The following is a 15,078-nucleotide window of genomic DNA, read 5'->3' on the forward strand; positions in this document are numbered from 1 at the left end:
GGGGTGGGGGGGGTTTGTGGGTGTGTGTTTGGGTGGGGGGGGCGGTGGGGGGGGGGGGGGGGGGGGGGGGGGGGTGCAGAGAACCCGGGGGGGGGGGGGGGGCGCACCCAAAACCCTCTGCGCCCCCCCCGCCGCTCGTGCGCCCTGACCAGGGCGTCCGGCCCGTCAGGCCTCGACGACCACCGGCACGATCATCGGCCGGCGGCGCAGGCGGCGGTTGACCCACTGCCCGATGACGCGGCGCATCACCTGCTGCAGCTGGTAGGTGTCGGTGGCGCCGCCCGCGATCGCGTTCTCGAGCGCGGCGACGACGTCGGGCTGGATCTCCTCGAAGACCGCGTTGCCCTCCGCCATGCCGCGGGCGAGGATCTGCGGGCCGGCGATCACCTTGCCGGTCGCGGTGTCGACGACGGCGAAGACCGAGACGAAGCCCTCCTCGGACAGCGTCCGGCGGTCCTTGAGCTCGTTCTCCGTGACCGCGCCCACGGTCGAGCCGTCGACGAAGACGTAGCCGCAGGGCACCGCGCCCACGACGGACGCCTTGCCGTCCACGAGGTCGACGACGACGCCGTCCTCGGCGAGGATCACGCGGTCGGCGGGCACGCCGGTGCGGACGGCGAGCGCGCCGTTGGCGACGAGGTGACGCACCTCGCCGTGCACCGGCATGACGTTCTTCGGCTTGAGCACGTTGTAGCAGTACAGGAGCTCGCCGGCGCTCGCGTGGCCGGACACGTGCACCTTGGCGTTGCCGGAGTGCACGACGCGCGCGCCGAGACGGGTGAGCCCGTTGATGACCCGGAACACCGAGTTCTCGTTCCCCGGGATGAGCGACGACGCGAGGATCACCGTGTCGCCGTGGCCGACCTGGACCTTGTGGTCGCCGTTGGCCATGCGGCTCAGGGCCGCCATCGGCTCGCCCTGCGACCCGGTGGACATGTAGACGATGCGGTCGTCGGGCAGGCTCGCGGCCTGCTTGAGCTCGACGAGGACACCCGGGGGGACGTCGAGGTAGCCGAGCTCCGCGGCGATGCCCATGTTGCGCACCATCGAGCGGCCGACCAGGGCGACCTTGCGCCCGTGGGCGTGGGCGGCGTTGAGCACCTGCTGCACGCGGTGCACGTGCGAGGAGAACGACGCGACGACGATCCGCTTCTCCGCCTGCGCGAAGGCGGCGTCCAGCGCCGGGCCGATCTCGACCTCGTTGGTGACGAACCCGGGCACCTCGGCGTTGGTGGAGTCGACCATGAACAGGTCGACGCCCTTCTCGCCCAGCCGGGCGAAGGCGCGCAGGTCCGTGATGCGGCCGTCGAGCGGCAGCTGGTCCATCTTGAAGTCGCCGGTGTGCAGCACCGTGCCGGCGCCGGTCGTGACGGCGACGGCGAGCGCGTCCGGGATGGAGTGGTTGACGGCGACGAACTCGCAGTCGAAGGGGCCGAACCGCTCGGTCTGGTCCTCGGCCACGACGCGCAGCACCGGCTTGATGCGGTGCTCCTTGAGCTTGGCCTCGACGAACGCGAGGGTGAGCCGCGAGCCGACGAGCGGGATGTCCCGGCGCAGCCGCAGCAGGTAGGGCACGGCGCCGATGTGGTCCTCGTGCCCGTGCGTGAGGACGATCGCCTCGATGTCGTCGAGGCGGTCCTTGATGTACTCGAAGTCCGGCAGGATCAGGTCCACGCCGGGCTGGTGGTCCTCGGGGAAGAGGACGCCGCAGTCGATGACGAGCAGGCGCCCCTCGTACTCGAGGACGGCCATGTTGCGGCCCACCTCGCCCAGGCCGCCGAGGGCCACGATGCGCAGCCCCTTCGACGGCAGGGCGGGGGGCAGGGGAAGTTCGGGGTGAGGGTGGCTCACGGGGCCTCCAGGCCGGTCGGTCTTACGGAAGTGTGGTGGCGCCCGCACGGACGCCGTCGTTCAGGTAGCCCGCCGTCGCGAGGGCGTCGCGCAGCTGCGCGACGTCGTCCTCGGAGGCGGCCACGTTGGGCAGACGCAGCTCGCGGTTGTCGAGCACGCCGAGCACCTCGAGCGCGGCCTTGGCCATGACGGCCTGGGCGCCGGCGCCGTTGAGCGCCTCGATGACGGGCACGGTGGGCAGGTACGCCTGCAGGGCGCCCGCGGTGTCACCGGCGTCCCAGCGGCGCACGACCTCGGCGAACGCCCCGCCCACGACGTGCGCGGAGACGGACACGACGCCGGCGCCGCCCATGGACAGGAACGGCAGCAGCAGGCTGTCGTCGCCCGAGTACCAGGCGAGGCCCGTCGCGGCCGCCAGGGGGGCGACGGACGACACGTCACCGGTGGCGTCCTTCGTCGCGACGACCTGCGGGTGCCGCGCGATGCGCTCGTAGGTCGACGCCGCGATCCGCACGCAGGTGCGCCCCGGGACGTCGTACAGCATCACGGGGAGCTCGGTGGCGTCGGCGACCGTCGCGAAGTGCCGGTACAGGCCCTCCTGCGACGGACGCGAGTAGTACGGCGAGACGACGAGCAGCCCGTGGGCGCCCGCCTCCGCCGCCTGCTCCGCCATCCGCACGGCGTGCACGGTGTCGTTGGACCCGGCGCCCGCGAGGACGTACGCCCGGTCGCCGACCGCGTCCACGACGGCGCGCACGAGGTCCGCCTTCTCCGGGGTGTGCGTCGTCGACGACTCGCCGGTGGTCCCCGACAGCACGAGCCCGTCGTTGCCGTCGTCCACCAGGCGCTTCGCCACCTTGACCGCCGCATCCAGATCCAGGTCGCCCGAGGGCGTCATGGGGGTCACCATCGCGGTGAGGACGGCGCCGAAAGGGCGCGCGGCGGCAAGGGCGAGCGTCATGAGGTCAACCGTACCGGGCGCGACCGCGCCCGACGGACCGGACTCACCCGTCGAGCAGCCGCCCCAGCCGGGCCGCCAGGTCGGCGACGCCCGCCGCGTCGGCGTCGACCTCGACCGCGCCCGCCGTGCGGACCACCTCGCGCAGGCCCGCCGCGTAGGCGCCCAGGGCGGCGGCGGCGAGGTCGGCGCGGTGCGCCGCACGGCCGGCAGCACCGTCCGCCGCCACCCGGTGCCCGAGCGTCGCCGGCGAGACCCGCAGGATCGCGTGGACGAACCGCGCCCCGCCGTCCGCCGCGGCGTCCGCGAAACGGGCCACCTGGTCGGGTCGCGCCACGAGCTGCGGGACGACGACGCTCGCGCCGGCCCGCAGGTGCGAGCGCGCCATGTCGAGGGCGAGGCGCCGGGCGGGCTCCGCCGCGCGGGCGGGGTCGCCGGAGATCAGCGTGCGGACCACGTCCACGTCGAGGACGAGCGTGCCGGGCCGCCCGGCCGCGAGCGCCGCCGCGACGGTCGACTTGCCGGCGCCCGGCAACCCGTTGAGCAGGAGCAGCGTCACCTCGCCCCCGTCCCGCCCGTCGCCCATCCGCCGATCGTAGGGAACGGCGCCGGGGGCGAAGGTCGTCCGCTCCCCGTGTCGAGCGGACCGACCCCTGTGCATACTCGGGGCATGAGCTCGCTGTCCCCCGCGCTCGTGGCCCACCTGCCGACCGGCATGCTCGCCGACGGTCAGTGGACCGCGGCCTCGGGCGGGCGGACGTTCGAGGTCACCGACCCCGCGACGGGCGAGGTGCTGTTCGACGTCGCCGACGCCTCCCCCGAGGACGGTCGCCGCGCGCTCGCCTCGGCCGCCGACGCCGCACCCGCGTGGCGTGCCGTCGCGCCGCGCGAGCGGTCGGAGCTGCTGCGCGCCGTCTACGAGCGGCTCGTGGCGCGCAGCGGCGCCGTCGCCTCGCTCATCACCGCCGAGTGCGGCAAGCCGCTCGCGGAGGCGCGAGCGGAGGTCGCGTACGGCGCCGACTTCCTGCGCTGGTACGCCGAGCAGGCCGTCCGGGCCGACGGCCTGGTGCGCACGGCTCCCGCCGGCGCGAACCGGCAGCTCGTGCACCGGCGCCCCGTCGGCCCGGCGCTGCTGGTCACGCCGTGGAACTTCCCCATCGCCATGGCGACGCGCAAGATCGGCCCGGCGCTCGCGGCGGGCTGCACGGTCGTGATCAAGCCCGCCCACCAGACCCCGCTCACGACGATGCTGGTCGCCGAGGTGATCCGCTCCGAGGCGGCCGACCGCGGGCTCCCGCGCGGCATCGTCAACGTCGTGCCCACGGCGAGCTCGGGCGACCTCGTGGCGCCGCTGCTCGCCGACGACCGGCTGCGCAAGCTGTCCTTCACCGGCTCCACCGCCGTCGGGCGCGCGCTGCTCAAGCAGTCCGCCGACCAGGTGCTGCGCACGTCGATGGAGCTCGGCGGCAACGCGCCGTTCGTGGTCTTCGCCGACGCCGACCTCGACGCCGCCGTGGACGGCGCGACCGTCGCGAAGCTCCGCAACGCCGGCCAGTCGTGCGTCGCGGCCAACCGCTTCCTCGTGCACGACTCCGTCGCCCGCGAGTTCGCGCAGCGCCTCGCCGACCGGTTCGCCGGCCTGCGCGTCGGGCGCGGCGACACGGACGGCGTCGACGTCGGCCCGCTCATCGACGCCGGGGCCGTCGAGAAGGTGGCCGGGCTCGTCGACGACGCCACGGACCGTGGCGCGCAGGTGCTCACGGGCGGCGGCCGCCCCGACGGTCCCGGCACGTTCTTCGAGCCGACCGTGCTCGCCGGGGTGGACCGGGACGCGCGGGCGGTGCGCGAGGAGATCTTCGGCCCGGTGGCGCCCGTCGTCGGGTTCGCCGACGACGACGAGGCGTTCGCCCTCGCGAACGACACCGAGTACGGGCTCGCCGCGTACGCCTACACCACCTCCCTGGAACGGGCCCTGCGCGTCGGGGCGGAGATCGACGCCGGGATGATCGGGATCAACCGCGGCATGGTCTCCGACGCGAGCGCCCCGTTCGGGGGCATGAAGCAGTCGGGGCTGGGCCGCGAGGGCGGGGAGGCGGGCCTCGAGGAGTTCCTCGAGACGGTGTACGTGGCGCTCTGAGCGACGGACGTTTTTCCCGCGCCGGGGCGGGCCGTGGTTTCCTACCGGCGTGACACGTGGAGAGGGGCGCGACCCGGCGGTGCGGTCCGCCGTCCGCCAGGGGGCGAGCGTGGCGCTCGCCACCGGCCTGTACGGCATCTCGTTCGGGGCGCTCTCGGTCGTGGCCGGTGTCAGCGTGCCGCAGACCATGGCGCTGAGCCTGCTGCTCTTCTCCGGCGGGTCGCAGTTCGCCCTCATCGGCGTCGTCGCCGCGGGCGGCTCCCCCGTCGCCGCCGTGGCCACCTCGACCCTGCTGGGCGTGCGCAACACGCTGTACGGCGCCGTCGTCGCGCCGCTGCTCGAGGTGCGCGGCTGGCGACGGCTCGCCGCGGCGCAGCTCACCATCGACGAGTCGACGGCGGTGGCAGTGGGCCAGCGGGAGCGGGCCGCCACCCGGGCCGGGTTCTGGGTCACCGGGGTCGGCGTCTTCGTGCTGTGGAACGCGTTCACGCTGGTGGGCGCGCTCGCCGGGGACGCGCTCGGCGACCCCCGCGCCTGGGGGCTCGACGCCGCCGCCGGGGCCGCGTTCTTGGCCCTCGTGTGGCCGCGGCTCGCCGCGCGGCGCGCGCAGGTCGTCGCGGCGCTCGCCGTCGTCGTCACCGCCGCGCTGATCCCGGTCGTCCCGGCGGGCGTGCCCGTGCTCGCCGCCGCGGCGGTCGCGATCGCCGTGGGCGTGGTCGCGACGCCGCGCACCCCGGACGGCCGGACGGAGGCCGCATGACCACCACCGTGCTGTGGGCGACCGTCCTCGCCGCCTCGCTGCTCAGCTTCGCGCTCAAGCTCGCCGGCCACCTCATCCCCGAGCACTGGCTCGCGACGGACCGCGTGCAGCGCACCTCGACGCTCGTCACGGTGGCGCTCCTGGTGTCGCTCGTCGTCGTGCAGACGTTCGCCGACGGGCAGGCCCTCGTCGTCGACGCGCGCGTGCCCGCGCTCGCCGTCGCGGCGATCGCCCTCGCGCTGCGCGCGCCGTTCATCCTCGTGGTGGTGCTGGCGGCCGCCACCGCGGCGGGGCTGCGCGCCCTCGGCTGGGGCTGACGACCCGCACGGGGCCGCCCGGTCACTAGGGTGGCCGGATGGCACTCTTCCGCGAGGCGGCCGACGTCTCCGTCCGCCCGGCAGTCCCCGGCGACGAGGACGCCGTCACGCGTGTCCAGGTGTCCGCCTGGCGCGCGACCCACGAGGTGGCGCTGGGCGACGGCGTCGTCGACGCGCTCGACACCGACACGATGCGCGAACGCTGGGCGCGCGCGATCACGGCACCGCCGGGCCCGGGCTTCGCGGTGCTCGTCGCCCTCGACGGGCCGGAGATCGTCGGCTTCGCGGCGGTGGGCCCCGGCCAGCTCGTGGCGCTCGAGGTGGAGCCACGGCACCAGCGCGGCGGCCACGGCTCGCGGCTGCTGTCCGCCGCGGTCGACCGGCTCCGCACGGACGGCGCCGAGCAGGTCGTCACCTGGGTGCTCGACGACGACTCCGCGCGCGAGCGCTTCCTCGGCTCGGCGGGCCTGGGGCCGGACGGCACGTCCCGCACCCTGGCGACCGGCGTGCGCGACGTCGTCGAGCGGCGCTGGTCCGCCGCCATCTGACGCCTGCGGGGCTCCCCCCGACCGCGGGCGGCCGCTCCAGTTGCCTACCGAACGGTAGGTTTTTTGTTAGGCTGCAGGCGTTGCACCGTCGCCGACCCCTGGAGCGCCCCGTGACCCTCGACCAGACCGTGCCCGCCACCGCAGCGGACGGCACCCCCGAGCACCCCGCCGACCCGTTCGACGTCGAGCGCGTGCTCGCGTCGCTCACGCTCGAGGAGAAGGCCTCCCTGCTCTCGGGAGTCGACTTCTGGCACACGCAGCCGGTCGAGCGCGACGGCGCGACCGTCGTCCCGTCGGTCATGGTCACGGACGGCCCCCACGGCCTGCGCAAGCAGGACGAGACCGCGGACCACCTCGGCCTCGGCAACAGCGTGCCCGCCACCTGCTTCCCCACCGCCGCCGCGCTCGGGTCGAGCTGGGACGCCGACCTGCTGCGCCGCGTCGGCGAGGCCCTCGGCCGGGAGACCCGCGCGAACGACGTCGCCGTCCTCCTGGGCCCCGGCGTGAACATCAAGCGGTCGCCGCTGTGCGGGCGCAACTTCGAGTACTTCTCCGAGGACCCGGTGGTGGCCGGCGAGCTCGCGACGGCCCTGGTCGAGGGCATCCAGTCCCTCGGCGTCGGCACGTCGCTCAAGCACTTCGCCGCCAACAACCAGGAGGCCGACCGGATGCGCGTGTCGGCCGACGTCGACGAGCGCACCCTGCGCGAGATCTACCTGCCCGCGTTCGAGCGCGTCGTCACGAAGGCGCAGCCCTGGACCGTGATGTGCGCCTACAACAAGGTCAACGGGGTGTACGCCTCGCAGCACGACTGGCTGCTCACCACGGTGCTGCGCGACGAGTGGGGCTTCGAGGGCCTCGTCGTCTCCGACTGGGGCGCCGTGCGCGACCGGGTCGCCGGGGTCGCCGCCGGGCTCGACCTCGAGATGCCGTCGTCCGGCGGCCGGACCGACGCCGAGGTCGTCGCCGCCGTCCGCTCCGGCGCGCTCGACGAGTCCCTCGTCGACGCCGCCGCGCGCCGCGTGCTGCAGCTCGTCGCGCGCTCGCTCCCGGCGCAGGACGCGCCCGGCACGTTCGACGTCGACGCCCACCACGCGCTGGCCCGCGAGGCCGCCGCCGCGGGCACGGTGCTGCTGAGGAACGACCCCGTCGACGGCGCACCCCTCCTGCCCCTGGCGCCGGACGCCCTCGCGGGTGCCGCCGTCGTCGGCGAGCTCGCCCGCACCCCGCGCTACCAGGGCGCCGGGTCCTCGCAGGTCAACCCGACCCGCCTCGACGACGCGCTCACCGCGCTGCGCGCGGCCGCCGGCGCCGACCTGCCGTTCGCCCCGGGCTACGCGCTGGCCGAGGGCCCGGCCGAGGACCGCTCCCCCGAGACCCTCGTCGCCGAGGCGGTCGAGGCGGCGCGCGGCGCGGGCACCGTGCTCGTGTTCCTCGGCCTGCCCGCCGCGTACGAGTCCGAGGGCTACGACCGCGACCACCTCGACCTGCCCGCCGACCAGGTCGCGCTGCTGCGCGCCGTCGCGGCCGCGAACCCGCGGGTCGTCGTCGTGCTCGCCGGCGGCTCGGCGATCTCGGTGGCCCCCTGGCAGGAGGCCACCCCCGCGCTGCTCACCGGCTGGCTGGGCGGCCAGGCCGGCGGCTCCGCCGTCGCCGACGTCCTCACGGGCGCCGTGGCGCCGTCGGGCCGGCTCACCGAGACGCTCCCGCTGCGCCTCGAGGACACCCCCGCCTTCGGGAACTTCCCCGGCGAGCTCGGCCACGTCCGGTACGGCGAGGGCGTCCTCGTGGGCTACCGCTGGTACGACGCCCGCAAGGTCGACGTCGCCTACCCGTTCGGGCACGGCCTGACCTACACGACGTTCGCGTACGACGACGCCACGGCCGAGGTGACCGGCTCCGGCCCCGACACCCGCGTGCGCGTGTCGGTCCGGGTGACCAACACCGGCGCCGTCGCGGGCGCGGAGGTCGTCCAGGTGTACGTCGGGGACCCGCAGGCCCAGGTGCAGCGGCCCGAGCGCGAGCTCAAGGCGTTCGCCAAGGTGCACCTCGAGCCGCACGCGTCGCGGGTCGTGACGTTCGACCTCGACGCCCGCGACCTGTCGTACTGGCACCCCGTGCTGCGCCGCTGGGCGCTCGAGGGCGGCGAGTTCCGGGTCGCCGTGGGCGCCTCGTCGCGCGACCTGCGCGCCGAGCTCGTGGTCGACGTCGTCGGCGAGGACGTCACCCTCCCCCTGCACGAGCTGTCGACGCTCGGCGAGGCGCTGGACCACCCGGTCGCCGGGGCGATGATCCGGCCCGCCCTCGAGGCGACGCCGATCGACCCGTCGATGCTCGCCATGGCCACGGACATGCCGCTCGCGGTGATCGCCGACTTCGGCCTGGCAGGCTTCGACCGGGGCACCCTCGAGCAGCTCGTGGCGGCCGCCGACGCCTGACGCCCGAAACCCCGTGGGCGCTCGATCGGTGCCGGCCGGACCACCGACCACACCGATCGAGCGCTCACGACGTCAGGCCGCGTCGACGACGATCAGGTCGAGGTAGGCCCGCAGGTCGGCGGACATGTCGACACGCTCGGCGCGCGGCCGCTCGAGCGAGTACAGCCACTGGATCTGCAGCCCGTCCATGAGCGCCACGACGGTGCGTGCCGCCACCCCGGCGTCGACGCCGTCGCGCAGCCGGCCGTCGGCCGCGAGCCGCTCGAGCTCCGTGCGGACCCGCTCGAGGGTGTCCGCGTACCGTCGCGCGAAGTAGTCGTGCGCGGGATGGTCGGTGGACGTGGCCTCGGCGGCCAGACCGGTGAAGACCTCGACGACGGGCCGTCGCAGCGCGTTGCGCTGCACGAGGCGCACGAGCGCCTCGAACATGGTGCGGCCCTGCTCGACGTCGGTGTCGAAGTCCGCGAAGTCCACCGCGTCGCGGTGCTCCAGCACCGCCTCCAGCAGCGCGGCCTTGGTCGGGAAGTGGTGCAGCAGCCCCGGGTGCGAGATGCCGACGCGGGCCGAGATCTCCCGCAGGGAGGCGCCGTGGTACCCGACCTCGGCGAACGCGACGATCGCCGCCTGGAGGATCTCCTCGCGCTTGGCCCGTCCCTTGGCGTAGCCCCGGCGGGGCGCGGCCTCGTCCTGGATCGTCGTGTCGCTCACGTCGGCCATTCTCCCTCGTTCGCCCGCCACGCCGGACGGGACGGTTCACCCGCACGCGCCCCAGCAGGACCCTTGGCACCAATACCTACCATGCGGTAACCTCGCTTCCCGACCGGCCGGTAGGCATTGGTCGCCAGGCGGGTCCGACGGCGGGCCCGGCAGAGAATCAGGAGTCGTCCATGGCAGACGTTCAGGCCCCCGCACCGACCGGCCCGTCCCCGGCGTCCCCGACCCGCAGCCCGGAGGCCGGCCGCGCCGCCGCGGGCACCGGGACGGTCGTCGCCTACGTCCTCGCGTTCTTCACGCTGTACATCGCGGTGCTCACGCCGGTGGTCAGCACGCTGGCGCTCAAGGTCGACGCCCTGTCCACGCCCGAGACCCGCGCCACGAACCTGGCCCTCGTCACCGGCGTGGGCGCGTTCTTCGCGTTCGTCGCGAACCCGGTCGCGGGCGCCCTGTCCGACCGCACGACGTCGCGGCTCGGCATGCGGCGGCCCTGGCTGCTGTGGGGCGTGCTGCTCGGCGCCGTCGGCCTCCTGCTCATCGCGTTCGCGCCCGCGATCTGGATGGTCGTGATCGGGTGGGCCGTCACGCAGGCCGCGATGAACGGCACCCAGGCCGCGCTCCAGGCGCTGCTGCCCGACCAGGTGGCCGAGACCCAGCGCGCCCGCGTCTCCAGCCTGCTCGGCATGGCCCAGCAGCTGGCGCCGCTGGTCGGCATCGCGCTCGCCTTCGCGTTCACCGCGGCCGGGGCGGACGAGATCTGGATCTTCGTCGTCCCCACGGCCCTGGCCGTCGTCGGCGTGCTCGCCCTCGTGGCCGTCCTCCAGGACCGCCACCTCGACCGGGCCGACGTCGCCCCTTTCCGCCTCGGCGCGTTCCTCAAGGGCTTCTGGGTCTCGCCGCGGCAGCACCCCGACTTCGCGTGGACCTTCCTCGGCCGCTTCCTCATGCTCTTCGGCTTCGCGCTGTACAACACCTACCAGCTGTACTTCCTCATCGACCGGTTCGGCTTCGACACCGCCACGGCGCTGAGCTGGCAGCTGCGGCTCATGGTCGTGCAGGCCGTCGTCATGGTGGTCGCCTCCCTGCTGGGCGGCGTGCTGTCCGACCGCACGGGCCGCCGCAAGGTCTTCGTGGTCGTCGCCACCCTGCTCGCCGGGGCCGGCCTGCTGACCTTCGCCCTGGTCCAGGGCCCCGCGATGCTCTACCTGGGCGCCTCGCTGTTCGGTGCCGGCCTCGGCGCCTACTTCGCCGTCGACCTCGCGCTGGTCACGGACGTGCTGCCCAACGCCGAGACCGAGGCCGCCAAGAACATGGGCGTGTTCAACATCGCCAACGCGCTGCCGCAGTCCGTGGCCCCGGCCCTCGCCCCGGCGTTCCTCGCCATCGGCGCCGGCGGCAGCAACTACACCGCCCTGTTCGCCGTCTCCGCGGTCATCGTCGCCCTCGGCGCCGTGGCCACCCTGTTCATCCGAGGAGCCCGCTGATGACCGACGACACCGACGCCACCGCCCCGGCGCCCGCCGACGCCCCGTACCGCGACGCGTCGCGCCCCGTCGCCGAGCGCGTCGCCGACCTGCTCGGACGCATGACCCTCGAGGAGAAGGCGGGCCAGCTCTTCCAGACCATGATCGAGGTGGGCTCCGGCGGCGAGCTGTCCGAGGGGCCGTCCGCGATGGGCGTGCCCGCCACCACCGACATGGTCGTGAAGCGGCAGATGACGCACTTCAACGTGCTCGCGGCGCCCCCGACCGCGCGCGAGTTCGCGCGGTGGCACAACCGGCTCCAGGAGCTCGCGGCGTCCACCCGGCTCGGCATCCCGGTCACGGTGTCCACCGACCCGCGGCACGCCTTCACGGACAACCCCGGCACCGCGCTGCTGTCCGGGCCGTTCTCGCAGTGGCCGGAGACGCTCGGCCTCGCCGCCACCCGCGACGAGCGGCTGGTCGAGGAGCACGCCGACGCCGCGCGCCGCGAGTACCTCGCCGTCGGCATCCGGACGGCGCTGCACCCGCAGGTCGACCTCGCCACCGAGCCCCGCTGGGCCCGCGCGAACGGCACGTTCGGCGAGGACGCGGAGCTCACCGGCCGGATGGGCGCCGCGTACGTGCGCGGGTTCCAGGCCACCGGCGACGTCGCCCGCGAGGCCGGCCTGCCCGGCACGTTCGGCGAGCGGTCGGTCTCGACGATGACCAAGCACTTCCCGGGCGGCGGGCCCCAGCAGGACGGCGAGGACCCGCACTTCGCCTACGGCCGGGAGCAGGTGTACCCGGGCGGCCGCTTCGCCGAGCACCTCGAGCCGTTCAAGGCGCTGCTCGCCGCCGGGACGCGGCAGATGATGCCGTACTACGGCATGCCGGTGGGCCTCGACGCGGACCTCGGCGACGGGCCCGAGACGGTCGAGCCGGTCGGCTTCGGGTTCAACCGTCAGATCCTCACGCGCCTGCTGCGCGACGAGCTCGGCTTCGACGGCGTCGTGTGCACCGACTGGGGCCTGGTGTCCGACGCCGAGATCCTGGGCCAGCCGTTCCCCGCCCGCGCCTGGGGCGTCGAGCACCTGGCGCCCGTCGACCGGCTGGAGAAGATCCTCGCGGCCGGCGCGGACCAGCTCGGCGGCGAGGCGTGCCCCGAGCTCGTCGTGGAGCTGGTGCGCGCCGGGCGCGTCGCCGAGTCGCGGATCGACGAGTCGGTCGCCCGCCTGCTGCGCGAGAAGCTCGAGCTGGGACTGTTCGACGGCGCCCGCTACGTCGACCCCGACGCCGCCGCGTCCGTCGTCGGGCACCCGGACCTCGTGGCCGCCGGGCGCCGCGCCCAGTCGCGGTCCGTGACCCTGCTGGCGTCCGCGGCCGGCGGCGCGGCACGCCTCCCCCTGGCCCGCGGCCTGCGCGTCCACGTGGAGGGCGCGTCCGACGTCGAGGGCATCGAGGGCGCCAGGGGGACCGAGGGCGTGACCGTCGTCGCCTCCCCCGCCGAGGCGGACGTCGCGCTGCTGCGTCTCAAGGCGCCGTACGAGGACCGCGGCCCCGGCTTCGAGGGCTTCTTCCACGCCGGCTCGCTCGACTTCCCCGCGGACGTCGTCGCGCACGTGGCCGAGGTCGCGGCGCAGGTGCCGACGGTCGTGGACGTCTACCTCGACCGGCCGGCGATCCTCGGCCCGGTGCTCGAGGCGCTGGGCGACGGCGGGTCGCTGGTCGTGAACTTCGGGGCCTCCACCCCCGCGCTGCTCGACGCCCTCACCGCCGCCGTGCCCGCGGAGGGCCGCCTCCCGTTCGACCTGCCCCGCTCGACGGCCGCCGTCGAGGCGTCCCGCGAGGACGTCCCGTTCGACACCGCCGACCCGCTGTTCCGGTTCGGCCACGGCCTGCCGGTCTGACGGTGGTGGGCGCCCACGACGCACGACGACCGCCGATGGGAGGATGAGGCGGTGACGTCCTCCTCCCCTGCCCCCGCCCGCACCGTCCGGGACGCGGCGGCGGGGATCGCCGTCCTCGGCGTCGCCAACTTCGTGGCCATCACCACGGAGGTGCTGCCGGTCGGCCTGCTGCCGCAGGTCGCGCGCGGCGTCGGGGTGAGCGAGTCGACGGCGGGGCTGCTCGTCACCGTCTACGCGTTCGTGGTCGCCGCCTGCGCGGTGCCGCTGACGATCGCGACCCGCTCGCTCGCCCGCAAGCCCCTGGTGCTCGCCACGCTCGCCACCTACGCGGCGAGCAACCTGCTGGTGGCCGTCGCGCCGTCGTACGCCGTGGTGGCGGGCGCGCGGGTGCTGGGCGGCCTGGGGCACGCGGTGTTCTTCTCGGTGTCGATCGCCTACGCCGCGCGCCTCGTCAGCCCGCTGTACACCGGCCGCGCCCTCACGCTCGTGACCGCGGGCGGCACGCTCGGATTCGTGCTCGGCGTCCCGCTGTCCACGTCCCTCGGGGCCGCCGTGGGCTGGCGCTGGTCGTTCGGCGTGCTCGCGGCCGTCTGCGCGGTGACCGCCCTGCTCGTGGCGCGGCTGCTGCCGTCGGTCGCCGTCGAGCCCGCCGCCCCGCGCGACGCCGCGGCCGCCCGCCGCGGCCGCGCCCGGCTCGGGCTCGTGGTGGGCACCAACACCGTGCTCTTCGGCGGGCAGTACACCGTGTACACGTACATCTCCGTGCTGCTCCTCGCCGCCGGGCTGTCCGAGCCGGCCGTCGGCCCCGCGCTGCTGGTGTTCGGCGCTCTCGGGCTCGTCGGCCTCTGGGGCGCCGCCCGCTACCTCGACCGGAGCCCGCGCGCCCTGACGATCGTCGCGATGGCAGCGATCGCCGTGTCCCTGGTCGCGCTCGCCCTCGCCCTCCCGGGCACCGTCGGCGTGCTCGTGGCCGCGGGCGTGTGGCTCGCCGCCTTCGGCGCGATCCCCGCCACGTTCCAGGCCGCGGCGCTGCGCACCCAGGGCGCCACCGCGGACGTCGCCGGGGCGTTCGTCAACGCGACCTCGAACTTCGGCATCGGGCTCGGCGCCGCGGTGGGGGCGGCGGTGGTCGCCGGTCCCGGGGCACGCGCCCTGGCGCTGACCGGGGCCGCGATCGTCGCCGTCGCGCTCGTCGCGGTCCTCGTCGCCCGCCAGGCGTTCCCGCGCCACGCGTCGTCGTAGGGCCGGCGGCCGAGGGCGTCTCCGTCCCGACGAGCCGTTCCCGAGCCGTCACGACGCCGTGACGCGCCCGTAGCACCCGGGTGCGACCGTGTCCCCATGAACCTGTCGGGGGCGCTGCCAGGAGCCTCGCGCGGTGGCCGTGCTGACGGTGCCGCGCCGCTCGTGACCGACTACTTCGCGGCGCCCACCGACGCCGTCGCCGCGACGGTGGTCCACCAGGAGGCGGGGCCGTCCGTGCTGGCGCGAGGCTCGGGCCGGCCGCTCTTCGACACCGTCCGGCTGCCCGCGGTGGAGCCGTTCGTGATGCTGGGGCGCGTCGCGGAGGCGCTGTGCGCGCGGCCGTACGCCGAGGTCACGGCGCACCCGCGGCACGGCGCCCTGGTCGACGGCGCGGACGAGGGACCCTGGGTGGTGGCCGTCTCGGACGAGCTCGCGGAGGCGCTGGCCGCCGCGGACCCGGACCGGCTGGTCGCCGTCGCGCGCTCCTGGGCGACCTCGAGCGGCGGGGCCGTACCCGCCGCCGACCGGTTCGCTCCCGCGCTCGTCGCGCTGGGCGAGCTCGCCGACCGTGCGCGCCAGGTGCGCCACGGGCTGTACTGCTGGGCGCGGCTGGCGCCCCTGGGCCCGGGGGGCGTGCCGCGCGGGGAGGGGTGAGGGGGGGGGGGGGGAGGGGGGCTGGGACGACAGTACCGGAGAGGGCGCTTGGCCTCCTTCGTTTGCGGCTGCGCGCTCGAAGCGCCGCT

The 15,078-nt window shown here is 75.4% G+C and carries 13 protein-coding genes; 9 read left to right on the forward strand and 4 right to left on the reverse strand.

Going from position 1 to position 15,078, the window contains the following annotated elements; all coding sequences use genetic code 11:
• Positions 1-165: 165 nt before the first annotated feature.
• From ACFVS0_RS09285 to ACFVS0_RS09295, 3 genes are read right to left on the reverse strand one after another with little or no spacing between them, the layout of a single operon-like run.
• Entirely contained in the window at positions 166-1,851 is a 1,686-nt protein-coding gene (locus tag ACFVS0_RS09285) for a ribonuclease J (RefSeq protein WP_430565051.1), read from the reverse strand.
• Between the two features lie 22 nt (positions 1,852-1,873).
• Complete coding sequence (gene dapA, locus ACFVS0_RS09290; protein ID WP_430587783.1) at positions 1,874-2,812, reverse strand: 4-hydroxy-tetrahydrodipicolinate synthase; 939 nt, start codon at positions 2,810-2,812, stop codon at positions 1,874-1,876.
• A gap of 43 nt (positions 2,813-2,855) precedes the next feature.
• The gene (locus ACFVS0_RS09295) at positions 2,856-3,395 is read right to left on the reverse strand and encodes an AAA family ATPase (protein ID WP_430587784.1); all 540 of its coding nucleotides are present in this window, start codon (positions 3,393-3,395) and stop codon (positions 2,856-2,858) included.
• A gap of 84 nt (positions 3,396-3,479) precedes the next feature.
• On the opposite strand from ACFVS0_RS09295, the gene ACFVS0_RS09300 reads away from it, so the two are divergent.
• The 5 genes from ACFVS0_RS09300 to ACFVS0_RS09320 all read left to right on the forward strand — a co-directional run bounded on the left by ACFVS0_RS09300 (position 3,480) and on the right by ACFVS0_RS09320 (position 9,009).
• A complete protein-coding gene (locus ACFVS0_RS09300; protein ID WP_430585366.1) occupies positions 3,480-4,946 on the forward strand; it encodes an NAD-dependent succinate-semialdehyde dehydrogenase in 1,467 nt (488 codons plus the stop codon).
• 49 nt (positions 4,947-4,995) lie between these two features.
• Positions 4,996-5,706, forward strand: a complete 711-nt coding sequence (locus ACFVS0_RS09305) for an AzlC family ABC transporter permease (RefSeq protein WP_430585367.1) — start codon at positions 4,996-4,998, stop codon at positions 5,704-5,706.
• Positions 5,703-6,023 (forward strand): AzlD domain-containing protein, encoded by a 321-nt coding sequence (locus ACFVS0_RS09310; protein ID WP_430587785.1) that lies wholly within the window; start codon positions 5,703-5,705, stop codon positions 6,021-6,023. The genes ACFVS0_RS09305 and ACFVS0_RS09310 overlap by 4 nt, the downstream gene beginning before the upstream one ends.
• A 38-nt stretch (positions 6,024-6,061) precedes the next feature.
• Positions 6,062-6,571 (forward strand): GNAT family N-acetyltransferase, encoded by a 510-nt coding sequence (locus ACFVS0_RS09315; protein WP_430549930.1) that lies wholly within the window; start codon positions 6,062-6,064, stop codon positions 6,569-6,571.
• Positions 6,572-6,681: 110 nt separating this feature from the next.
• Entirely contained in the window at positions 6,682-9,009 is a 2,328-nt protein-coding gene (locus ACFVS0_RS09320) for a glycoside hydrolase family 3 C-terminal domain-containing protein (RefSeq protein WP_430587786.1), read from the forward strand.
• Between the two features lie 72 nt (positions 9,010-9,081).
• Here the strand turns inward: ACFVS0_RS09320 and ACFVS0_RS09325 are convergent, their stop codons facing one another.
• The gene (locus ACFVS0_RS09325; protein ID WP_430549928.1) at positions 9,082-9,717 is read right to left on the reverse strand and encodes a TetR/AcrR family transcriptional regulator; all 636 of its coding nucleotides are present in this window, start codon (positions 9,715-9,717) and stop codon (positions 9,082-9,084) included.
• Between the two features lie 179 nt (positions 9,718-9,896).
• Here ACFVS0_RS09325 and ACFVS0_RS09330 point away from each other — a divergent pair, with 179 nt between their 5' ends.
• From ACFVS0_RS09330 to ACFVS0_RS09345, 4 genes are all read left to right on the forward strand, one after another.
• Positions 9,897-11,207 (forward strand): MFS transporter, encoded by a 1,311-nt coding sequence (locus ACFVS0_RS09330; protein ID WP_430587787.1) that lies wholly within the window; start codon positions 9,897-9,899, stop codon positions 11,205-11,207.
• The gene (locus ACFVS0_RS09335; RefSeq protein ID WP_430587788.1) at positions 11,207-13,093 is read left to right on the forward strand and encodes a glycoside hydrolase family 3 protein; all 1,887 of its coding nucleotides are present in this window, start codon (positions 11,207-11,209) and stop codon (positions 13,091-13,093) included. Before ACFVS0_RS09330 ends, ACFVS0_RS09335 begins: the two co-directional genes overlap by 1 nt.
• 51 nt (positions 13,094-13,144) lie before the next feature.
• Positions 13,145-14,335 (forward strand): MFS transporter, encoded by a 1,191-nt coding sequence (locus tag ACFVS0_RS09340; protein ID WP_430587789.1) that lies wholly within the window; start codon positions 13,145-13,147, stop codon positions 14,333-14,335.
• A 96-nt stretch (positions 14,336-14,431) separates the two neighbouring features.
• Positions 14,432-14,989, forward strand: coding sequence for a hypothetical protein (locus ACFVS0_RS09345; RefSeq protein ID WP_430587790.1), 558 nt, complete (start codon positions 14,432-14,434; stop codon positions 14,987-14,989).
• Positions 14,990-15,078 lie beyond the last annotated feature (89 nt).

This window comes from Isoptericola sp. NPDC058082 (genome assembly GCF_042885055.1).
Lineage (GTDB): Bacteria > Actinomycetota > Actinomycetes > Actinomycetales > Cellulomonadaceae > Isoptericola.